The 23,738-nt window shown below is 35.4% G+C and carries 19 protein-coding genes; 8 read left to right on the top strand and 11 right to left on the bottom strand.

The genetic code is table 11. The features are described from left to right. The first annotated feature begins 222 nt into the window (after window positions 1–222). The 6 genes from ACYQ0O_RS04135 (at window position 223) to ACYQ0O_RS04110 (ending at window position 5,975) form a co-directional block, all read left to right on the top strand. On the top strand, window positions 223–774 hold the full coding sequence (locus ACYQ0O_RS04135) for an O-acetyl-ADP-ribose deacetylase (RefSeq protein WP_459890921.1): 552 nt from the start codon (window positions 223–225) through the stop codon (window positions 772–774). Window positions 775–794: 20 nt separating this feature from the next. Beyond that, window positions 795–1,337 carry an ATP-dependent protease subunit HslV gene (gene hslV, locus ACYQ0O_RS04130; protein ID WP_459890919.1) on the top strand — a complete coding sequence of 181 codons (543 nt, stop codon included), beginning with the start codon at window positions 795–797 and terminating at the stop codon, window positions 1,335–1,337. A 21-nt stretch (window positions 1,338–1,358) separates the two neighbouring features. Further along, window positions 1,359–2,723, top strand: coding sequence for an ATP-dependent protease ATPase subunit HslU (gene hslU / locus ACYQ0O_RS04125; protein ID WP_459890917.1), 1,365 nt, complete (start codon window positions 1,359–1,361; stop codon window positions 2,721–2,723). Window positions 2,724–2,828: 105 nt separating this feature from the next. Then, window positions 2,829–3,929 (top strand): glycosyltransferase, encoded by a 1,101-nt coding sequence (locus ACYQ0O_RS04120; RefSeq protein ID WP_459890915.1) that lies wholly within the window; start codon window positions 2,829–2,831, stop codon window positions 3,927–3,929. 11 nt (window positions 3,930–3,940) lie between these two features. Continuing rightward, window positions 3,941–5,041, top strand: a complete 1,101-nt coding sequence (locus ACYQ0O_RS04115; protein ID WP_459890913.1) for a glycosyltransferase — start codon at window positions 3,941–3,943, stop codon at window positions 5,039–5,041. A 1-nt stretch (window position 5,042) separates the two neighbouring features. Beyond that, window positions 5,043–5,975: a hypothetical protein gene (locus ACYQ0O_RS04110; RefSeq protein ID WP_459890911.1), complete on the top strand. Its 933-nt coding sequence runs from the start codon at window positions 5,043–5,045 to the stop codon at window positions 5,973–5,975. Between the two features lie 30 nt (window positions 5,976–6,005). Here the strand turns inward: ACYQ0O_RS04110 and ACYQ0O_RS04105 are convergent, their stop codons facing one another. Genes ACYQ0O_RS04105 through ACYQ0O_RS04095 form a run of 3 tightly spaced genes read right to left on the bottom strand, consistent with a single transcriptional unit; the run spans window position 6,006 to window position 11,181 of the window. After that, window positions 6,006–9,110, bottom strand: coding sequence for a hypothetical protein (locus ACYQ0O_RS04105; RefSeq protein WP_459890909.1), 3,105 nt, complete (start codon window positions 9,108–9,110; stop codon window positions 6,006–6,008). Window positions 9,111–9,122: 12 nt separating this feature from the next. Beyond that, window positions 9,123–9,845: a hypothetical protein gene (locus tag ACYQ0O_RS04100; protein ID WP_459890907.1), complete on the bottom strand. Its 723-nt coding sequence runs from the start codon at window positions 9,843–9,845 to the stop codon at window positions 9,123–9,125. A gap of 10 nt (window positions 9,846–9,855) precedes the next feature. After that, entirely contained in the window at window positions 9,856–11,181 is a 1,326-nt protein-coding gene (locus ACYQ0O_RS04095) for a hypothetical protein (RefSeq protein ID WP_459890905.1), read from the bottom strand. A gap of 225 nt (window positions 11,182–11,406) precedes the next feature. Here ACYQ0O_RS04095 and ACYQ0O_RS04090 point away from each other — a divergent pair, with 225 nt between their 5' ends. After that, window positions 11,407–11,880, top strand: a complete 474-nt coding sequence (locus tag ACYQ0O_RS04090; RefSeq protein WP_459890903.1) for a hypothetical protein — start codon at window positions 11,407–11,409, stop codon at window positions 11,878–11,880. A gap of 48 nt (window positions 11,881–11,928) precedes the next feature. On the opposite strand, the gene ACYQ0O_RS04085 is transcribed toward ACYQ0O_RS04090, so the two are convergent. Together ACYQ0O_RS04085 and ACYQ0O_RS04080 are read right to left on the bottom strand one after the other, a co-directional pair. After that, complete coding sequence (locus tag ACYQ0O_RS04085; protein WP_459890901.1) at window positions 11,929–12,606, bottom strand: phosphoadenosine phosphosulfate reductase family protein; 678 nt, start codon at window positions 12,604–12,606, stop codon at window positions 11,929–11,931. A gap of 27 nt (window positions 12,607–12,633) precedes the next feature. Beyond that, complete coding sequence (locus tag ACYQ0O_RS04080) at window positions 12,634–12,888, bottom strand: hypothetical protein (RefSeq protein ID WP_459890900.1); 255 nt, start codon at window positions 12,886–12,888, stop codon at window positions 12,634–12,636. Window positions 12,889–13,187: 299 nt separating this feature from the next. On the opposite strand from ACYQ0O_RS04080, the gene cls reads away from it, so the two are divergent. Continuing rightward, window positions 13,188–14,630, top strand: coding sequence for a cardiolipin synthase (gene cls / locus ACYQ0O_RS04075; RefSeq protein ID WP_459890898.1), 1,443 nt, complete (start codon window positions 13,188–13,190; stop codon window positions 14,628–14,630). A 26-nt stretch (window positions 14,631–14,656) separates the two neighbouring features. Here the strand turns inward: cls and ACYQ0O_RS04070 are convergent, their stop codons facing one another. From ACYQ0O_RS04070 to ACYQ0O_RS04045, 6 genes are read right to left on the bottom strand one after another with little or no spacing between them, the layout of a single operon-like run. After that, a complete protein-coding gene (locus ACYQ0O_RS04070) occupies window positions 14,657–15,850 on the bottom strand; it encodes a vWA domain-containing protein (protein WP_459890896.1) in 1,194 nt (397 codons plus the stop codon). A 3-nt stretch (window positions 15,851–15,853) separates the two neighbouring features. Beyond that, window positions 15,854–16,705 (bottom strand): AAA family ATPase, encoded by an 852-nt coding sequence (locus ACYQ0O_RS04065; protein ID WP_459890894.1) that lies wholly within the window; start codon window positions 16,703–16,705, stop codon window positions 15,854–15,856. A 31-nt stretch (window positions 16,706–16,736) separates the two neighbouring features. After that, complete coding sequence (locus ACYQ0O_RS04060) at window positions 16,737–18,659, bottom strand: B12-binding domain-containing radical SAM protein (protein ID WP_459890892.1); 1,923 nt, start codon at window positions 18,657–18,659, stop codon at window positions 16,737–16,739. Beyond that, window positions 18,643–19,701 (bottom strand): endolytic transglycosylase MltG, encoded by a 1,059-nt coding sequence (gene mltG / locus ACYQ0O_RS04055; protein WP_459890890.1) that lies wholly within the window; start codon window positions 19,699–19,701, stop codon window positions 18,643–18,645. Before mltG ends, ACYQ0O_RS04060 begins: the two co-directional genes overlap by 17 nt. Then, on the bottom strand, window positions 19,698–20,111 hold the full coding sequence (gene ruvX, locus ACYQ0O_RS04050) for a Holliday junction resolvase RuvX (RefSeq protein ID WP_459890888.1): 414 nt from the start codon (window positions 20,109–20,111) through the stop codon (window positions 19,698–19,700). Before ruvX ends, mltG begins: the two co-directional genes overlap by 4 nt. A 2-nt stretch (window positions 20,112–20,113) precedes the next feature. Continuing rightward, window positions 20,114–23,677, bottom strand: coding sequence for an FAD-binding and (Fe-S)-binding domain-containing protein (locus ACYQ0O_RS04045; protein ID WP_459890886.1), 3,564 nt, complete (start codon window positions 23,675–23,677; stop codon window positions 20,114–20,116). Between the last annotated feature and the right edge of the window lie 61 nt (window positions 23,678–23,738).

The raw sequence follows: 23,738 nt of genomic DNA, 5'->3' as shown, positions 1-23,738 counted from the left end.
TCAAAAAAATGGTACATACCAAAAACTCTCTAATTTTTTAGTAAAAAAACCTTAGCCCAAGTTTGCTCAAAACCTGGGCTAACCCTAAAATCCCATAGAAGATAAGGATCATCACTAATTTAAATCCTGTCAATACACAAGTCCTTGCTTGACATATTACAGAACGTGCTAATGTTTTAATTATGGTGTAAAGAATACAACAAAATTTTTGGAGGAGAGGGTATGAAAAAAAATTTTACCCTTGGGGACAAGGGAATAATCATACTTCAGGGGGACATTACAAAAGCAAATGTGGATGCTATTGTAAACGCCGCAAATTCCCAGCTCGCAGGAGGAGGAGGGGTTGATGGAGCCATTCATAGGGCAGCTGGTCCAGAACTAAAAAAAGCTGGTATGAAATGGGTTCAGGAAAATGGCCCCCTACCAACAGGGGAGGCTGTAATTACCCCTGGTTTTAAGTTAAAGGCAAAATATGTGATACACACTGTTGGCCCCATTTATAGGGATGGGAAACACAATGAACCAGAACTTCTGAAAAATGCATATAAAAATTCACTAAAATTGGCAGATTCAAACCACTTGACAACAATTGCTTTTCCAGCCATCAGTTGTGGAGTCTATGGGTACCCCAAAAGGGAAGCAGCCCAAATTGCCATTGGGACGATAAAAGAAGTCCTCCCAAATACCGGGGTTAAAACCTGTTATCTTTATTTATTTTCTGAGGATATGTTTAAACTATGGTGTGAAGTGGCAGAGGAAATATTTAACTCTTAAATAGCATTTCAGGAGCTTAAATGGTTGAGATAAAAGGCACTACAATCCTGGCAGTAAAAGATGAAAGTGGTGTAGCCATAGGAGGAGATGGCCAGGTGACCCTGGGACAGGCCATCTCCATAAAACACAAGGCAAAAAAAGTAAGAAGATTGTATAAAAATAAGATAATAGCAGGATTTGCCGGCGCCACTGCAGATGCATTTACATTGTTTGAAAAATTTGAGGCAAAGCTTGAAGAATTTTCAGGTAATCTCTTAAGGGCCAGTGTGGAGTTGGCCAAGGAGTGGAGGACAGACAAATATTTAAGACGACTGGAGGCCATGTTACTTGTGGCCAATGCTGAGAATATACTCTTAATTAGTGGAACAGGTGATGTAATTGAACCAGATGACAACATAATAGGAATTGGCTCTGGTGGACCATACGCCATGGCTGCTGCCAAGGCACTTTGCATGCATACCCAGTTGTCAGCTAAAGAAATTGTGGAGGATTCTTTGAAAATAGCTGCTTCTATGTGCGTGTATACCAATTCTGAAATTGTAGTAGAATATCTCAAGAAATAAGAATATGCAGGAGGTTTTTTAATGGAAGAGAGTTTGACTCCAAGACAAATAGTAAAGGAACTGGACAAATATATAGTTGGACAGGGTGAAGCAAAAAAAATGGTTGCTGTGGCGCTTAGAAACAGATGGAGGAGGAAAAAATTATCACCAGAGCTAAGGGAAGAAGTTGCTCCCAAAAATATTATCATGATAGGTCCCACAGGGGTTGGAAAGACAGAGATTGCAAGGAGGTTAGCAAAACTGGCTGGCTCTCCCTTCTTTAAAGTAGAGGCATCTAAATTCACAGAAGTTGGATATGTTGGAAGAGATGTGGAATCCATGGTAAGAGATCTCATGGAAATTGGCGTAAATATGGTGAGGAAAGAAGAACAGGAGAGGGTGAAGGAAAAGGCAGAAGTACTTGCTGAAGAGGCACTTTTAGATTTGCTTTTACCTGGTTCCAGAAAGCATCCAAAGTTTGGGCCGCCTCAATTCATGGAAAACAATGATTCAGACACCTCAACAACACAAGATTCCACAAGGGAAAAATTTAGAGAGCTATGGAGACAAGGGAAATTAGACAATCGAATGGTTGAAGTAGAAGTTGAGACCCCTACTGTCCATGTTGGGGTCATGTCAATGCCCGGAATGGAAGATATGGAGATGCAACTACAAGAGATGTTTTCAAAGATGTTTCCCAAAAAAAAGAAAATCAGAAAAATGAAGGTAAAAGATGCATATGAATATCTATTACAAAGGGAGAGCGAAAGACTCATTGATCAGGACAAGGTAGTTGAAATGGCAAAGGAGAGGGTAGAACAAACAGGTATTATCTTTTTAGACGAAATAGATAAAATTTGCAGCAAAGGAGACAGCAGGCAGGCAGATGTATCAAGGGAAGGTGTACAAAGGGACCTGCTTCCCGTAGTAGAAGGGTGTGTGGTGAACACCAAATATGGCATGATAAAGACCGATCATATACTCTTTATTGCAGCTGGTGCCTTCCACTATGCCAAGCCATCTGATTTGATTCCAGAGCTCCAAGGAAGATTTCCACTAAGAGTGGAACTTTCCCCCTTGACAAAAGAAGATTTTTATAAAATCTTAACCGAGCCACGCAACGCATTGACTGTTCAATACAAAGCGCTCCTTGAAACAGAAGGCGTTGAAATAGAATTCACTGACAACGCCTTATATGAAATAGCAAGCTTTGCTGAAAAAATAAACGAAGAGACAGAAAACATCGGGGCTAGACGGCTCTATACTTTAATGGAAAGGGTCCTGCACGATCTCTCATTTGAAGCGCCAGAAAAACAGGGCGAGAAAATCACAATTAATGCTCAATATGTGAGAGAGAAATTAAAAGAATTCCAGGAAGACAGGGACCTAAGTAGATATATATTATAACTTAGCCATCTCTCCCCCTCCTTAATATAGATGGCAGGATGGATAATTTCATCCTGCCTCTTTTTTTGCTTGAAATTTGAATCCAAAAACCTCAAATTTGACCACATGAATAGTAATCACCCCAAAATACTTCATATTGAAACAGGTATGCACCTATATGGAGGTGCCAAACAGGTCTATTACCTATTAAAGGGACTCAAAGAAAACTCCTTTGGAGAAAACTTACTAGTCTGTCCAAAAAATAGCGATATCTCAAAAAAATGTACAGGGATATGTAAAATCTATGATGTAGCTATGTATGGAGATATAGATTTACTATTTTTATTTAAACTTCTTGGTATCATAAAAAAAGAAAAACCCCATATAATTCACGTGCACAGCAGGAGAGGAGCTGATCTTTGGGGAGGAGTCGCAGCAAAATTATCAAAGACAAAATCAGTAATCACGAGACGGGTAGATAATCCAGAAAGCAAGTACCTATTAAAGCTAAAATATTCCCTTTATGACAAGATAGTGTCAATCTCCAGAGGAATAGTTAACGTTTTAACAAGACAAGGTGTAACAAAAAAAGATATAATAGTTATCTCAAGTGCAATTGACTATGATTTTTACAACAAAGACTGTGACAGGAATTTTTTCTTAAGAGAATTTTCCCTATCAAATAAGGTTAAAACAGTTGGGATGATTGCCCAGTTCATACCCAGAAAAGGCCATGAATTTTTAATTAAAGCAGCACCTTTTATTATAAAACAAGTACCTGATGTGGTATTTCTCTTGTTTGGAAAAGGGCCTCTTTTAAAAGAAATTGGAGATAAAATTAAAACTTCTAGATTGGAGAAATATATAAAGGTCGTTGGTTTTAGGTGGGATTTGGAAAAGATATTACCATGTCTAGATTTAATAGTACATCCAGCATCCATGGAAGGACTTGGAGTATCTCTGCTCCAGGCAAGCTCAGCAGGTGTGCCTATAGTTGCATCTGCAGTTGGGGGGATACCAGAGATTGTCTGGAACAATGAAAATGGACTGTTGTTTAAAAAAGGAGACACAGAGGACTTTATTAACAAAACTGTTTGTTTGCTCAAAGATAAATCCCTTAGAGAAAAAATGGGGCTTAGGGGAAAGGAGATTGTTAGAAACCATTTTTCTATTGACAGGATGGTAAGACAATATATTTCGCTATATTCAAATATTCTAAAAGGTTAACGGAGTATTTCATGGAAGTAAATATGCTCCTCTCCTTCTCAGGTGATGGTGGTGTTGAAAAAATGGCGGTTAATCTCATGCAGGGTTTCTTGGAGCTAGATGTGGGAGTTAATTTGTACAGGATTAAATCAAGGGGAAAATTTGTAAAAAAGATCCCCTCACAGGTAAAAATCATACAGCTTCCATATAAACACACATTCCTGAGCATACCTTATATGGTAAAAATCTTAAGAAAACAAAAGATTAAATCCCTGTTGGTAATGAAGGAGCGTGCTGGAATAATGGCGATTATTGCAAAAAGGATATCCAGGGTAGATACAAAGATCTTTATCAGGTTTGGAACACATATAAGGCGCTCTCTCTTTGAGAAAAACAAGCCTAAACCCTATATTGATTTTAGACTGCTTTTATTAAAGAAATTTCTTCCCCATGCCAACGGCATAATAGGTGTATCAAAGGGGGTCATAGAGGATATAATCTCATTTTGTCCAGATGTGCAAGATAAGGCTTATGTAATAAAAAACCCTACAATAACCAATGAAATCTATGAACTCGCACAAGAAAAAATAGAACATAAGTGGCTAAATCCACCTAAAAAGGTACCAGTAATTGTGGGAATGGGGAGGCTAACATATCAAAAGGATTTTAAGACATTGATAAAGGCCGTATCCTTGGTGAACAGGAAAGTAGAGGCCAGACTACTAATACTGGGAGAAGGTGAACTAAAAAAACAGCTGGAAAATCTATGTATGGAACTAAATATTAGAGAAAAAGTAGACTTTCTGGGTTTTAAAAAAAATCCCTATCCCTATTTGAAAAATGCAGACCTCTTTGTTTTATCATCCAGATGGGAAGGGTCTCCCAATGCACTGGTTGAGGCCATGGCCCTTGGAACACCTGTTATATCAACAGATTGCATGAGTGGACCCAGAGAAATTTTAAGGGGTGGAGAGCTGGGTCCATTGGTGAGTGTTGGCGACCATATTGAATTATCAAAGAGGATCATTGAAGTCTTAAAAAACCCGCCACAAGAAAAGGATCTAATTAAAGGTGCTAGGGAGTATCACTACCTAACAAGTGCAAAAAACTACCTTCAATTAATAGACAATTAAAATGGTAAAACACTTTAAAGAGAAACTTTTTTCTGCAGTTTCAAAGGGGTTTAAACCAGCAATCCCCACCAGTATCTGGATTATTAAAATCACAATACCCATATCTTTTTTAGTATTTTTAATAAAAGCATTTAATGTGCTTCCCCAAATAGCTGGGCTATTTGAACCACTATTTAAATCAGTGGGGGTAAGTGGTGATGGGGCGTTAGTTTACATCACAGCAGGACTTATAAATATATACGCAGCAATTGCAACTATTAATACCCTTTCCTTTTCACAGAGGGAAATTACAATACTTGCCCTTATGTGTCTTATATCCCATAATTTACCAGTTGAGGGTGCTGTGCAGAAAAAAACAGGGTCTTCTTTTATAAAAATCACTATTGTAAGGATAATAACCAGTTTTATTGGTGCATATATCTTAAATCTTTTAATTCCCTTAAACAATTCAAAGCAGGTCATGGTCTCAAACTCTGAAATAATATTACAATCTAATTTTTTTCATGAACTAAAAAATTGGGCAATAGGGGCTTCATATTTAACTGTAAAGATCATTGTGTTAATAATTTTGCTCATGATACTCCAATCATTATTGGAAGAATTTAAAATATCATATTATCTAACTAAAATTTTAAAATATCCTCTAATGATTCTAGGTGTACCTAAAGATGCTGCTTTTCTTTGGATAGTTGCAAATACCCTGGGACTTGCCTATGGTGCAGGAATATTGATACATAACGTAGATAATAAAAAAATAAAAAAAGAAAATGCTGATATCCTAAATTACCATATTGCAATCTCTCACTCACTTCTAGAAGACACACTACTGTTTGTTGCAATTGGTGCATCCTTATTCTGGATTACTATACCAAGGCTACTACTTGCATCTCTGGTTACTTGGAGCAAAAAATTTTTAGCTCATTTCTGTCACTAAAATATTAATGTTACATGCTGTATTAACTTTTTATTGTTTGGTACTATTATCAATCTTTTCAATTACCCTTCTGATTACCTTTTTACCATCAAACCCATTAAATCTACTAAGAAAAATCATAAAATCTTTATATTTGACAAAATAATATTCATTTTCACCCTGTCTATAATAGAGAGAATTATCTCCAATATTGGCTTTTTTTAGTTTAATCCCCCTTGCTGAATATCTGCTATATAATTGAGGTACCAATAGACTCCAAGACCTTTGAATGTCAGATGAATAAATTACTGAAAGGTATATTACGTGTCTAAAGGCAATGGACCCTTTTTTCCTGCCATCCTTCCACGCACTGGACCAAAACCTATTACTCTCAACCTCTACTATATTTTCTGATTTTTGGACGTTGTCTAGATGTATATGAATCTGAGGAGGATTTATCATCTTAAAATTTTTACCTGTAACAGCATTTAACTCTTGGGTGGTCAGCAAAAAGGGAGATGTTTTAACAATATCTGATTTAATTATAAAGTCCTTAGAACTCTCTTTATACAATACATTCTCACCCTGTTTTCCAGACCTATCTCCTGTGTACTTAAAATGAAAGGTCAAATCTTTATTTTCTAGCTTTCCCTGCCATAAAAGACGTACAGGATTTTTCAGTGAAAGGTCTAAAACCATATGTTTTTTCCCTGGAAATATTGAGCCTTGATCTACACTTACTTCCAGATTTCCTTTTTTAACAAAGCCTCCGTTTGCGTCTTTCACTCCTGCTTCTAATTCGTATTTAAAGAGGCCCTTGCCTTTGTTTTTTACTTCAGCATAAATCTCTGTATCCAACAGGATATCTTTGGGCAACACCAATCTCTTTTCTGTTTTCAAGTATTCAATAAATTTATCAACACCACCTGAATATTTTAATAAGATATCTGCCTTTTCTCCATTTAGGTTATCTGGTTCAGTCCAGGTTATTGAGATATTTCGTTTTTGATTGGGAGCTGTTAAGCCAGGGTAGCCCTCTAATTTTATACTTCCAAGGGTAGATTCTACAGATATAAATCCAGTATTAAATTTCTCACCTTCATTGTCCACAAGCTCTGCCAAAATATGCCACTGTTTTTTACCTGTCTTTGCAACGTTTAGGATATTAAAATTCGGAGATACTTTTTCTATTTCTGGAAGCAAAATAAACTTATCACTTGGTGCATATAATATATATTTATCTAAATCCTTGTAGCCCTCATATCTGGCCTTAATGATAGATGTGGAATTTAGACCCTCTGGATACTGCCAGAATATTTCTGTGCCAGTGGGAACTACTATTTTCTTTAATCCTTTATCACTATCTAGCGATTTAAAAAACTTTCCATCTTTGCACCAAAATTCAATGTTTCCTTCATTTACTTCATTCCCTAGCTCATCTAAAACCAGATTTTTTAATCTCCAAAAAACCTTACTTTCTTTGATCCTGACAATATTAGTCTTTGTTAATAACTTCTTAAAGCTTATAATTTCCTTTGAATCCTCGCTTGGGCTAATATAGTTTCCATTTATTCGATTTCCGTGATACCTTGCTATAAATCTTATTTTACCCTGTGGAATATCTGGACCATATGGTATCCACTCAACAGATATATTGCCTTTTGATATAGATGAATCAAAAAATGTAGCACTGGGACGAAAATACCCTATTTTTGAAGGAATAGTGCTAATGGTAACCATACCCTTATTTATAAAATTGTCCTCACCATCCTTTACACTTACAAGTAATTGTATTTCGTGAGGATAATTTGAGAATATATATCTTTTAGATATTGATAAATGTGTATACGTAGGCTTTCCAACAAAATATTCCACCTTTACTTTTTTAAAACTTTTCCAAATATCTTTAACAGAATCATCTAGATCCACATACAGAAAATGCTTACCTGTGACATCAGATGCAGGTATTGTTAAATATTTTCCACTGCGATCATTTATTAATAAATTGTTATTTTCGTCAAATATATTAATAAATGCATTTTGGATCTGTCTTCCATCAATGGCACGAACGATTTTTACTTTTATTTTAAGTTGACCTGATGCTGGCACACCTTTGCTTTCAAGTACAGGGATAATATCCACTACTTTTTTTATCTCTGATATTACATCCTTAACGCTGGGATTTTTGATACCATTTTTAAAATAAATCTTATAGGCCTTTTCAACTTGCTCTTTATTTAGCCAAGGAGCTACCTCTTTTAGATGAAACCACCTGCCTTTTTTCTTTTCTCCACCCACTTCTCTAATTGCAGATGCATCCCACAAAAACACATCAGAAGGATCTTGAACTGATGTGTAGAGATCCCTGAATCCAGGTTCCCTGCATACAAGTAAGTGATAGCCTTGATCAATCATGGCCTTGTTTCTAATGTCTCCAATGAGTCTGCTTCCAGTTCCAATACACCCCTGATTGATATTTTCATCCATTTTCTTTTTTAGGTTATTTAAATTGTCAACAAATTGTGTAGTTATATCTCCATATCCCTTTAAAAAACTGCCTATTAAAGGAACCTTATCTCCAAATTCAGACATAACAGACCCAAGAGATATCAAGGCCTTGGCTAGTTTGTTTGTGTCCTTATCATAATCTATTAAATCCACACCCTTTAATTTTTGACCTAGATCTGTTATTTTTTTATAATAATCATATCCTTTGGTCAATGTATCCATATAAGAAGACATATCTGTAATATCTTTTATTACAAGCTCATCTGGGAGAAAAGACATAGTAGGCCTGGAAAAATGCATCTGCTCCCACTTTTTCGCCAATTCTTTTACACTATCATATGCAGATTTGGTGTCATTATACAATTTTCTAACTGTCTCTAGATCATTAATCCTTTTTTTTAAAAGCTTTAAGTTATTAATATCACTTTTAGCCAATTCCCTTCTATATTCTGGAAGTTTTTCATTATTTAAAATTGACTTGTTTTTATTAATTTCCAGATCAATTTTAGATCCCACATACTTAATAAAATCATCATAAAAGGTCTCAAATTGTGGTGGCAATGGCTTTGTTAATGTGTTTTCACTATAACAAATATTATAACCTGCAAACCACAATAATAAAATTAATAAGACTACTCTTTTTGACATAAAATACCCCTATTAATTGAAATATCCCATAATTCCCAGGGACACAGAAAGATTACCCCTATCTTTATATGAAATTGAATCACCTATCTTGACATCACCATTAATTCTAGAAAAATATCCTTCATTTTCATCATAAAACACATTAGTAGCTTCTGGAAAATAGAACCCTATAATATCCCCAGGACTTAAAATTATCTTTTTATCCAGTACAATCTCTTGTGAACCACCTTTCCCAACTTTATATAACCTTGTCTCCCCAATACATATATATTCATCTTTTACTTTCCTAAAAATCTTTATTTTAAATTCACTTGAAGATGCAAAAAATCCTTTAACAATTCTTATTTCATCACCTAATTTAAATTTTTTTCCATAGATCACATAAGTAACATCCTTATCTTGATATTTATTTCTCTCAATAATTTCTCCACCAACATAATCCATCAAAACTTTTTTATTTGACAACTGTTCTATTGAAACCACCTGATCTCTCAAAAATTTTCTAACATCATATCTAAGGGCAGATAACTCACCGTAGCTGTATTTCTTTTCCTTAGTTAAAATCTCCTTTGTTTTCTGACAACTTTCAAGAGAGCTCTTTAATCTTTTATTTTCCTGTATATATTTATTAAGTTTAATTTTTAGTTCCTCATTTTCTTTTTTAATACTATCCATGTTTCCAGCACATGCAGCCATTATAACACTAATTATTAGGACAAATATATACCTTTTCATAAGGCCTCCTTTAATTTATATTAAATTTCATGGAACTTAATTTATGCATACCCATGTCATAAATAGATGCCTCATATCTTCCTTGTGTAAATCCATAAATAGGAGCACGGACAATAAAGTCCTTTTCTACATTAGGTTCAAAATATAGTGGGATTTCATAAATACTTTTATCCATCCCAATATTTTTTATTATAACCTTAACTGTTCTATTTTCAGTTCCTCTATATTTTATTCTCATTTGAATTTTTTCATTAAGATGAGATATTGATCCCTTATTTAGTCCAATTATGTCCATAACAAATAATCCATTTTGTTTTTTTACAGTTGTTTTCTTTGTTTTTGCATTATACAATATTAAATCTAATCTTGGCCTATATTGTTTGTTTTTATTATAAACTGATCCCAAATAATAAACAGATCTATACTTATGGTAACACATTGGCCTTATAGCCAAACCAAAATTTTTTTCTCCAGTAATCCACGAAAGTACAAGGTCTGTAATATCCAATGACAATCTATAGGGATATTTCTTAATACTAAATTCTACATATGGCTCTTCAGAGATTTCAATTTCATTTAAAGAAGTGGAGTTCTTCTCACTTAAAATTAAATTATTTATTTTAAATACCCCCATATTACAACCTATATCTCCATCTACATAGTCCACATAAAGCTGCAGACTTGCCTTTTTTACCACATCACCTGGAATGTCAAATTTCATTATAATTAAATTTTCTCCTTTGTTTTTTACAAGTCCTGCCGCTACAAAGTCATTTTGTCTTAAAGGATGTATCTGGTCAGTATAATTTAATGCATAGGTATATACAGGATAAATAGAAATATAACTTTTTTCTTCTGTAGTTTTTTCACCAGGTTGTTTTATCTTTTTTGGTGCATAAACCCTATTATCAGCCATGGCTTGCTTTTTTTTGAGAATTAAATTTTTATTATCCCGTTTTTTAGATAGATCTATTATTTCTTTTATCTTATTATTATTCCCCACAAAAAATCTGTAAGATTTTACTGTCTTTTGTGATGTTTTTGAAACCAAGATCAAATCAACATCAACGTTGACACCACCATTGGTTTTACTTGTTTTTTTTATTGAAAAATCCTCAAGTTCCATTTCTTTTGAAATTTGTGTAAGAAGGTGCAAATTCTTATTGTATAGCTGATGATTACTATTTTCCAATACATATTTTAATTGTCCCAATTGATTCAAAAAAGTAAATTGAATACACCTTGCCACAACATAATCAGGAGTCTTACTTGCCCAACCTGGTCCAAAATTAAAAAAAACAGAAAAAATAGTTATAATAGCTATAACTGGTCTCATAAATATCCCTCTTATTAAAATTTTCTATTAAATAATAAAAAGCACTGCTGGTGTCAATGAGGTTAATCACACTCCATATTAACCCAAATTTTAACAAACTTGGGTTATGGGAAAACATTACAAATTTTATTTTTCCTTAATTTTCTTTACAAACTACTATGGAGTTGGCTATATACGTTCTAAGGAACACATATGGTAGATATTTAAATTTAGGAGGGATCAAAAATGGGTGTAGAAATAATTAGCACAGAAGAGCAACCCTTATTGGATAGGGGATATGTTATTTCCATTGTGATAACCAATTTTAAACAGAGACGAAATGTTGAGGTCCACCTATTTAGACCCTCTTGGGATGCAGAGGAGTATGCCCAATATGATTGGCCAGAGATAATTGGCAACCCATTACCAGGAGCAAAGGAAATAGATCCAATATCCAGTAGAAAAGTATTACTTGAGACCTTCAACCAGGAAGAAAAAGACAAAATAGTTAATTACTTAAAGGAAAGATATAAAGATCGTCTCAAAGAAATCAGGGTTTCAATATTGGGATTGCCAATACCCCTTGGCCTTGTTGGTCTCAGTGAAATAAAACCCCAAGGGGATATTGGGATAATTGAATTTGAAAAAATACCAAATTACCCTTTGGACTTTGTTTTTCACGGCCTATACAATTTATCCCGCCACGAAGAAATAAAATAATTCTCCAGTTACCATAGAGAAATGTTAAGGCAGGGCAGAGGCTCTGCCTTAAAAATATCCCAAGGAATGCAGGGTAGATAGTTCCTCTTCTTTTTTTGGGTTTCGACCTGACCTTTCTCCCTTTGTTGCTTTCCTGGTACAGGGGATACAATCAATGGACCTATAACCTTTATCATAAAGTGAACAGTATGGAAGAGAATTTTTTATGTGGTAGGCCCATATATCTTGTTCCTTCCAATGTAATATGGGATTTATTTGAATGTAGTCTGGATCTTTTTTATACTCAAGCCAATTGACATTCTCCCGAGACTTGGCCTCATCCCTCCTAATACCAGTTAAAATAGCTCTAATATCAAAATCTCTAACAGCCTTTTTTAAAGGGGTTATTTTTAAATCCCTGCAGCATGAAACCACATCTGCCTTGGGATATTTTTGAATATCCACATCTGGTCGTACGATACTAAGATCAAACTTATATAATGTGCCAAACTTATCCATAAATTCCATTATCTCTGGAAAGGTAAACCCTGTATCAATAAACAGCACCTTGGGAATAAATCCTATTTTTTTCTCCTTTAAAAACTTAAGAAGCAGGTGTAATACTACTGTTGAGTCTTTTCCACCTGTCCAACTCACATATAATTTTTCCAAAGAATTATCTAATCTTTTAAAAATTTTGTTTAGATAGCCATAAGATATTTCCACCTTTGAATCCAAACTCTCCATATGAGCTATCCTCCATATTTTCCAAACTTAAGGTATGTTTTCAACAATCCTTATATAAAAACCTTTTTTTATAAAAAACCCAATCCATTCCTTGGCATCCATGAGGCTCTCATATTTTCCAACCAGTAATTGTATCTTATTTGTTTTATCTAAGACCCAGTGATATTCAGAAAACAAAACACCTTCTAGCTTAAGAGACTCCACCACCAATTCCCTGAGTCTATCCCTCTCATCAAAGTCCTTATCCCCAATATCAGGACCCATTAGAAGTATATAATACATAAAACACTCCAACCCACAGAAATTAAATAACATTATAAAACATAATAAAATTTTAGCAATAGGGTATGGTTTTTATCAAAAAACTTGACAGAATTAGCAACTCTACCTAACGTGGATAACCTAGCATAGCTATTAAAGTAAACTTGTAAACAAAATACTAATCTCAGATGATTATTGGGTAAAATAGCAATGGATATAATGTCATTGTTATTATTGAAAGTAGTGTATTTGTAAAGATGGTGTTAAAATTTACTAAACAATAAAGAATAAAAAAGGACTATTTAGTCTCTAATACTTGTATGGGAGTTTTTGCCTACCTTATTGCCTCAATCATTCTCCTATCTCAAATTGTAAGTGCTCTCCATGCACTACTGTATAAAAAAGATCCCAGGTCAGCTTGGGTATGGATAATTGTATGCCTTATGCTGCCACCCATTGGGCCAATCCTATATTTTTTATTTGGCATAAACAGGGTAAAATTAAAGGCAAAAAAAATCAGATGGTTTTGGCCTGATGTAATTAATACCAATTTAGAATTTCCACACCACAAACAAAATACATCTAATTCCTCGTGTAGATTTTTTGTTATTCCACCGGATTTTCATCAAATTGCCAAAATTTCTGATTCAATATCCAAATATCCTCTTTTATCTGACAATAATATTGAAATCCTATACAATGGTGACGATGCATATCCCTCAATGATATATCAAATAAAACAGGCAAAGGAGTCTATTTTTTTTCAGACATATATATTCGAAAGAAAAATGATTGGGAAACAATTTGTAGAAGCTCTAAAGGAAGCTAAAGACAAGGGCGTAGATGTAAGAGTCATTGTTGACGGAATTGGAGAGTGGTATTCTGTTCCAATTATTGGCCCTTACTTAAGAAAACATGATATACCTTTTACCAGATTTTTACCTCCAAGGATATATCCCTTCTCTCCTTTGATAAATTTAAGAAACCACCGGAAAATACTTGTAATTGACGGAAAGGTGGCATTTACTGGAGGTATCAATATAAGAGATAAACACGTCCTATCGCAATACAAAAAGAAAAACAAAATTCAGGACGTTCATTTTAAATTAACTGGTCCAATAGTTACACAACTTGAAGAAATATTTATTCATGATTGGTTCTTTTGTACAGGTGAAAAAATAAAAAAAAAGAGACTACCCCCTGAACCCAAAGGAGAAGCCATATGTCGGTGTATAACTGTTGGTCCAGATGACGATCTGAATTCACTGACAATTCTTTTGGTTGGGGCAATTTCTCTGGCAAAAGAATACATATACATAATGACTCCATATTTTCTCCCAAATAGAGAAATAATAGGTGCTCTTCAATCAGCTGCACTAAGGGGAGTAGATGTACGAATCATACTTCCAGAAAAAAACAATATCCCATATGTCCATTGGGCAACTAGAAATATGCTCTGGGAACTACTTATGTATGGAGTAAAAGTATATTTTCAACCCCCCCCATTTTGTCATTCAAAAATATTTGTCCTAGATGGCTTTTATTCATTAATAGGATCTGCCAATTTAGACTACAGGAGCTTGAGGCTTAATTTTGAATTGGTAGTTGAGACCTTTTGTAAAAAGCTGGCCACAAGGCTCACAGATCACATTAACAAGACAATGGAAAAATCCAGGGAGGTTACCCTCCACGAGGTGGATTCTAGACCTTTTTGGGAAAAACTAAGGGATTCAATTTGCTGGCTATTTACACCTTATTTGTAGTCCTGAAAATTATTGAATCTCACCCCTCACCTTTTTGTTGACAGATACTTCACCATCTTCTCCAAACCCCGTAAACTTAGCTCAAACATGGGGAATATTTCTCTGATATACAAAATTGTCTGGGTGTATTTCCACTGGTACTCCATCTTGGGATTTACCCACACGCTGTACTTAAAGGTCTTTTTTATAAATTTTAAGATATCAATACTGGGGATACCTGATCTCTCTCCAAAGTAAATGGAACCATCTGGAACCAGTAACTCATAGGGGGCCATAGATGCATCACCAATTATAATGAATCTTGTATCAGGATCCAGCTTAGTTAGATCCATTACCTTAAAGGGCTTATGAATCCTTGGTGGATCTTCCCACAGATAGTCATATATAGTGTTATGGAAGTAGAATACCTTTAAATCCTTAAACTGATTCCTGGCATAATTAAAAAGTATCTGCACCATATCCACATAGGGGTCCATGGACCAACCGCCATTGTCTATGGCAAGTACCACCTTTAGTTTGTCCTTTAGGGACCTGTCAAAAACTATCTCTATCTCCCCTGCATTTTTTACAGTCTCTCTAATGGTCTTATCAATATTTAGATTGTCCTTAGGTCCCACTGGCTGGAGGTTTCTAAGTTGACGCAGGGCATCTCCAATCTGAGATGTGGTAAGGGGACCTTCTCTGTTATAGTCCTTATATCGCCTCTCAAGTGCCACCTTTATTGCTGAGTTATTCCTTGATGCACCTCCAACTCTCATTCCACCTGGATGAAACCCTGAATGCCCAACAGGTGATGTACCCCCTGTTCCAATCCAACGATTTCCCCCATGGTGTTCCTCTGTCTGTTCCTTTAGCCTGTCTAAAAAATATTTCTCAACCTCTGAAGGAGTCATTTTTGAGAGTTGTTCTTCTGAAATTCCCAGGGCATCTGCAAGGAGTTTTGGCTCCTTTAACCACTCCCTAAGCATCATCTTAATTGTATCAGACAATTCTATGCCTTCTGTCTTAAAAAATTCCTTTCCTTCAAAATAGTGGGCAAAAAGTCTATCATATAGATCAAAATACTTCTCTGATTTTATGAGTATAGATCTTGCGGCTGTATAGAAGTCAAAAAGAGAATTTAACAGTCCAAGATAAAGGGCCTTTTGGAGTCTCAAAAAGGCGGTTGGGCTAACAGGGATCCCATTTTCCTTAAGCAGATAGAAAAAATCCACAAACATGTCTTACGCTCTTATCTTCTGGATGCTGTTTTTTGCAATCTCAAGGTCTCTGGATTTTTTAAATAAAACCCCTAAATATGGCACGTCCTTTTTCAATGTAGATGGTTTGAAATCAGGGTCTGTTTCCAGTGCCCTTATCCAGTTAATCAACTCTCTAGTTGCAGGTTTTTTCTCAATGGATGGGAGTTCCCTCATCTTATAAAAACAGCTTATACAATTTTCAAGGAGCTTATCTGATATATCTGGAAAATGTACCCTTATTATTTTTCTCATCATATCCTTTGAAGGGAAGGCAATGTGATGAAAATTGCACCTTCCCAAAAAGGGTTCAGACAAATCCTTTTTGGCATTGGATGTTATTATTATAACAGGTCTGTGTTTTGCCCTTATCTTTTTGTCTATCTCAATTATGTCGAATTCCATCTGATCCAATACATCTAACATGTCGTCCTGAAAATCTGAATCAGCCTTGTCTATTTCATCGATTAATAAGACCACCCGCCTGTCACTTACAAATGCCTGACCAATTTTTCCCATTTTGATATATTCCTCAATATTGCTAACATCCCTTTTTGAGTCACCAAATCTACTGTCATTTAACCTGGTTAGTGTGTCATACTGATACAGGGCATCTATGAGTTTCATTGATGACTTAACGTTTAGTACAATAAGGGGCATATCCAGGGCCTCGGCTATAGCATGGGCAAGCATGGTCTTTCCTGTCCCAGGCTCTCCCTTTAGGAGAAGTGGCATCTCCAGGGCCATTGAAATCCTCACTATCTTTGCCAGTTCCTGGTCCAATACATATTTTGAGCTCTTTTCCAGTCTAGATTGCAAATATTCCTCTGAATACATAATCTTTACTCCCCTTTCTTTTCTTTTAAGTTTAAAAAGATATTTCTCTTTTGCCAAGTGGAAAAATAGACCTGTAAGGTTCTAAATAGTCCTGTGCATAGGATATCCTGTATGAAAAATCTTCAATGTTAGTCACATATGAAAATTTATCTAAAAAGTACTCTTCTAAAGACATATCTTCCTCTCCATATATCTTAAACCAAAAGACACTTTCTTCTCTCCTAGAGTATATGGTTGACGGAATTGAGACCAGTACAAATTTACCTCCAGGCCTGTTCAATCTTAAAAACAACTGGGTTGACCTAATGGGGTCAATGGTGTCCACATATATTCTATCCATGTAAAAATTTCTTGAGACAAGTATGTGTTTAAAAATATCCATGATTTTATCAAAGCTAATATCTTTTAAGCAGTTATCATCAATCACTATATCAATGAGTATATGGGGATTTATTTTTAATATAACATCATATAATTTAAAAAATTTTTCATTATTAAGAAGCCAATTAATATGGGATACGTAAATTAATATACTACACATTAAACGATCTAAACACTCCACGACAAAATCATCCAGGCAAATTCCCTTATTGGTCAAATCTAAAAGATATATTAGAGATACATTGTCCTTAAATATATTAGCACCCTTTCCAGCAATTATAGGAAATTCCCTGGGGAATAAATCAATTTGGGTCTTGTTTTCTGTTTGTAGAAACACCTCTTTAATATCCATCATGTCCATAGTCTTAGTTTTTTTTACCAGATATGGCGGGAAGTCCAAATAATCTAATCCAAATCTATTTGCATCAAACCTAAGCTCAGTTCCAGGTAAAACACATAAAGGGTAAATCCCTAAATCGTCCATAAGGTCATTGTCTAAGACAAATTCAACCCCTTTTAAGACATCCTCGCTCCTATCCCCTGGGAGACCTACAATTAGATCCAAAAGGATACTTATCTCTTTTGTCTTTAATTCCTCTATCCCTGAGATAAATTTTTTTCTATTAAATTTCCTGTTTATTAAAGACAGGGCAACCTCATTTATGGTTTGTAGCCCAACTTCCACTTTGTTCACATTTATTTTTCTGAGTAGCTCTGCAAGTTCCCCTGTCACATCCTCAGCATTAAGTTCACAAAATATAGATGGACCATCCCCGTGGGAAAACTCATACAGTTTATTTAAGAACTCACCCGGTCTTTTCCTCCTTAAGAAAGATGGGTCAATAAAACTTATTTCATTAATACCAACATCCCAGGCCCACTTAAGCTCTTGTATTACTTTTTGTAGGGAAAAATACCTTACATGTTTAAATTTCTTGTGATAGTAGCAATACTTACAGGAATGAACACATCCCCTTAAGGACTCAAGCAATATTGAACCATCATAAGAAACACAGGATGAAGTAGGATAAACTGGGGGGATTTTGGACAAATCAGTGGGTTTGCCAGACAAAAAGATTTTCCCTTTAATCAGAGAGGAACCCTCAAAAAAAGAATTTACTAAATCCAATCTCCATGATTTAGATTCCAAACCTCTTACAAGTTCCAAAAGTATCCTTTCGCCTTCTCCAATTATGCCAATATCAAAACCACCCCTTTTTAAGATAAATCCATTATCTAAGTTAACTTCAGGTCCCCCAATAACAACTATAGTGTCTGGCCGTTTTTCCTTAATTTTCTCTGCAACATATAAAGATCTTTCAACATTCCACAGATACAGACTAAGGCAGAGCACATCTGGTGCAATGTCTAAGATAGTTCTGATTATTAAATCATCAGAACCAAATGTCTCCACTGTTCTGTCAAGCCTAATAACTTCTATGTGTCTTATTTGTTTTTGTAAATAGAAATATAGCACACAAGCAGCGTAGGGACAATGTGCCAAATTTTCCCTTAGGTCATGAGAAATTACAGGGAGCTGAACAAACAACCATTTCTTATTTTTTGCGTGCATTTTTTCTGTAAGGGGCAATCTGGTATTTATATACTGCCCTATTGTGGTCCTTTAAATTAGTACTAAATTGATGGGTGCCATCTCCTCTGGCAACAAAATATAGGTAGTTGTGTTTAGCTGGATTTACCACAGCTAAAATAGAAGAAACGGTAGGGGAACATATGGGTGTTGGAGGGAGTCCTTTAAATCTATAGGTGTTATAGGGATTTTTTTTGTTTCTTAAATCTTTTTTTCTTAGATTGCCCTTAAATCCTGGTCCCAATCCATAAATAATTGTAGGGTCGCTTTGCAGGGGCATATTTTTTTTCAGTCTATTTATAAATACACCAGCAATTATAGGTTTTTCAAAATCATATAAAGCCTCCTTTTCCACCATCGATGCCAATATTACTACCCTATAGACCTCATTTTTGTCTGGCAGGGATCTTTTCCATACATATCTTTTCACCTCTTTCCAGAACTCATCGATCATTGTCTCCACAACTTCTCTACCATGTTGTAAGGTATTTCCCTTTTCAAAAAAATATGTATTGGGATATAAATATCCTTCTGCTGAAGGTCCTGGTATATTGTTTTTGTCTAAAAAATCCCTATCAAAAATCACTTTTTTAAAGTCCACAAATCTCAAAATCCCCTCTTTTTCCAGCAATGTCCCCACCCTCCACCAGGGCTCGCCCTCAGGAATAGTCACTTTGTGTAAATAAGGTGAGCCAGAGATTAAATATTTGAGAAGTCTTTTCTGGCTCCACCTTGTATTTATCAAAAATTCTCCAGACTTAATCTTATTTTCTGCCTTTGTTAACCTGCCCATTAAATAAAAGAGTCTTGTATCCTTTAAAATACCCCTTTTTTTTAGTTTTTGTACAACGTCTAAAAAAGACTCTCCTTTTTTTATCTCAAAAATAAGGTGAGTCCCATTTTCATTAATGGGTGAGCTCCATAGATGGCTTACATAGTAGTAACCACAAACTAAAAATACGAAAATTGCCAACAAACACAGGAAGAATATAATTATTATATTATTTTTAAATTTCTCACTCATGGATTTCTAGACAAAAGATATGTATTTAAAATCTCCACTGCAGCCATTTGATCCACTACTTTCTTTATCTTTTTGGATGACATTCCCCTTGATTTCAATCTATCTTCTGCTTCATATGAACTATATGATTCATCTACAAAATTTACAGGCAGGTCCACTTGTTTCTTTAGATGTTTTATAAAATTTCTTGCCTGTCTAGTAGATAATGTTTCTTTTCCATCTAAACCAACAGGTAGCCCCACCACCACCCCTTGAATATGTTCAGTCTCTATTATCTTGGTGATCTCCAGTATTAATTTTTCCCTGGAAGTATATGTTAGGGTCTTGTATGGCAACACAATCCTCTCATCCTTAGTGGAGATAGCAAGGCCAACCCTTTTTTGTCCAAAGTCAATTCCCAGATATTTCATATCTAAAATATCCCGTTAAATATATTCACTCCCTTTTTTCCTTTAATTAAGGACTTCAGTTCCTTTTTCCAATTTTTGCCACCAACTAAGTATGCCAAAAACTCCAGAATATGTAAAACTTCCCTATGGTCATCTTTTTGTGCAAAAATTCTTTGTAGCCCTACCTTACACGAAGGACACCCAACCAGTACTGGAAGGTCATTTTTGTATTCATATAAATCTTGCTCAAGTTGTTTTTTCTTTCTCTTTTTAATTGTGTAATAAATTGACGGAGATGTAAGGGCACCAAGCCCACTCTCACCACAACATCCCGGGCTTAACTTCAATTTAACTCCAAATAATTTTTCCAATTTTTCCCTGTACACATCAGCAGCCTTTAGTTTTGGAACACCAGACCACTCCACATGACACGCCTGATGATACACAAGAAAATCTGTATTTAATTTCTCAATAAAGGGAATGGGAACACCCTTGTAAATAACCATTTCCACTAGAAATTGGGTGGAGTCCTTAATCTTTGTCTCCTTATCTAAAAAATGTTCTAATCCATATGATGATAGGGATTCCCTGCACGTACCACAAGATGTCAAGACCTGGATATTGGGATTTTTCAAAAGATTGTTTTTCTTAATTGCAGCCGTTATCCTCTTTATGTTCCTGAGTTTATTCTTATCATATTCTTCACCTAATCCACTTGCAAGCAAAGGGTATCCACAGCACATATGATCTTCAGGGATCACCACATTAAAACCAAATTTTAGCAGAAGGTATATGGATGCAAGACCAATATCAGGAAAAAACAGTGCAGCCCCGCATCCTGGAAAGTAGAACACCTCTTCTCTCACTCCAGTTTTATAAGAATTAAAATAATTATTTTTCTTTGATTTTACCCTGGAATATAAATCAAATATACCTAAAGTTGGACCAGGGCCTGAAATAACAGGATGCTTAAACTTTGTTTTTAGTTTATCAGGAAGTATTTTAACCACTCCATTTTGGATAATTTGCCCCACAGCCAGGGCCTTTGCAACCCTTGGAATATGATCATTTTTTTCATTTAAATACCGCAATATAGAAGACTTTATTGGATGGTGACCAGACACAGCCCTGTCCTCTAAAAATGCCCTTAAATTAAGTATTTGTTCACCTGTATTAATCTTAACTGGACACATCTCCATACATTTGCCGCAAGAAGTACAGGTTTCAGATATTACCTTAAGCATCTTAAGCAGCTTCCTGTTGGGCTTGTTCTCCACAATCTTGGTATAATAATAGGCCTCAAGTAGGGCACCCAGGGAAATTATTTTATTCCTGGGATGGTACAGATATCCCTCTTCTGGATAATACATTGGGCAGACCTGTTTACATTTTCCGCACCTTGAGCAGGTCTGAACATTTCTCAGGATGTAAATGAGCTTATCCTTATAAGGAATAGATGTCTTATTTAGGTCTTCAATTAATTTATTAAAAGAAAAAGTATATGGTACAAAATTAAGATATCTTCTAGTGAGCTTGTCTGGATTCAAGATATTGTTGGGATCAACTATTTCTTTATATTTTTTGAGCTCATCAATTCGTCTTGCGTCCAGATAATTTATCTTTGTTATACCTATACCATGTTCACCAGAAATTGCTCCACCTAAAGATAGCACCTTTTCAAATACCCTTGATGCAGCCTCTTCAGCCAGTTTCAACATCTGGGGGTCATTTGAATTAACAGGGATGTTCACATGGCAATTGCCATCTCCTGCATGCATGTGATTTGCAATTGTTATTCTGGTATTTAACATATGCTCTTCTATAGCTGATATCTCTGATCCCTGGGCAGGATATCTACTCTTTAAATCCCTGAAGAAAAAATGGATCTGCAACATAAATTCCTGTTCTGGAAGTTTGGCAACATCAATTTTTCCCTTTAATATCTTTGATGCAAAATTAATTTCCATGTCTATAAACTCATCGCCTGGATCCACTCCATCTAATTTTAATACCTTTTGTAGAGCATCTCTGTAGGCCAAAGCAGCATAGTACAAATTTAACTTTTCCAGAAAATTGGCAAATTCTGGAATTACATCTATTGGGATAACAATATCTTCATTGATCTTAAAACCACTGGTCCTCCTTGCAATTGCGCTTAACTTGTGTCTGTCCTCCCAAAAACACTCAGCCTCTTTTGCATCCTTTGCAACAAATACATCCACATTTTCATATTGTTTTGCAATCTTTACTATTTTTTCAGTTGCCTCTTCCAAGGGTTCTATGTCTTCTGAATCTAGCTGAATAAGCAATACAGATATTGGGTCACCCTCAAAGACCTTTGATTTCTTTTTGTATTCTATTGCCTGGACATATTTTGCACCAAATTCCTCCAGGGCAGACATCTTTACTTTATCCCCTTTCCTTCTTATCTCATCCCTTAATCTAACCAGGTCTTTGATTACCAACATTGAGTTTTCCATTGTTTTACCAAAGAATTCAAGACACAGAGTGGATGAAAAGGGCAGCTGTTTGTAGAGGACAAAACATGCCTCAGTAATTATTCCATCGACTCCTTCTTTTTGGACCCCAGGGAGCCCTCCAAGATATTTATTAGTAACGTCCTTTCCAAGGCCTGTTCCCCTGATCTCGTCTCCTTTAAGTTTAACAACATCCATTAATGTATTGTCTTCAGAATAGATTTCAAACACTGCAACATCGTCTGGTAGTATCTTATGTCTTGGATGGGCCTTTCTCTTCACTTCTATGGTCCTTCCATTTGCCAGCACCATCTTATAACTCAAAATATTGTCCAGGGTAGTTCCATATTCAAATGCAAAAGGACCACCTGCATTTTCTGCAATGTTCCCCCCAAGGGAAGAAGATGCCTTAGATGCAGGATCCACTGTGAAAAGAAGGCCTTGTTTTGCGGCTTCTTTCGCCGCATTAAGTGTAATCACCCCTGTCTGGGCACACATGTACATGGAATTTTTATTTATCTCTAAAATCTTTTTCATACGACTTAAACTGAGTACCACAGTGCGTGGTCTAGATGGTATCGCACCTCCAGTTAATCCAGATCCACCACCCCTTGGGACAATATAAAATTTCATCTCATTTGCCAGCTCAACAACCCTTTTCACCTCTTCACTACTGCCAGGTGCCACCACAAACATTGGAAGCTCCACTCTAAGATCAGTTGCATCTGTGGAACACTCTACTAAATGATTGGGTGACGTATATATATGTTCAGGATCAATATATTTTTTTAGGCTGGATATCACCTTCTTGCTAAATTCTCTGTCCTCTAAATATTCTTCCCAAAATTTTTTAAGTCTATTTACGAGAAGTTCGTAAACCTGTTCATCCAGAACTCCCCTCTCATCTTCAAGCTGTTTAAACACACTCCTGTATACCACTTCAGAGGGAATGTATGGATTATAGCGTATTAAAAATATTTCAGAGCAAAGGCTCTCAACAGTCTCTTTTGTGTATTCAGGCCACTTGGAAATTTCCGCTTCTGAAACTCCAAGTACACGCTCAATCAATTTTACATTGGCAATGGATATGTGAGGGCTTTTCCTGTACATTAAATTTTCTCCTATAAAAAGATTTTAAACCCTTGTGGATTAAAGACAGGTAATATGAAGT

It is taken from the genome of Desulfothermus okinawensis JCM 13304 (genome assembly GCF_054654515.1).
The sequence above is the reverse complement of the archived record's forward strand: the minus strand, read 5'-3'. Positions and strand labels throughout refer to the sequence as shown.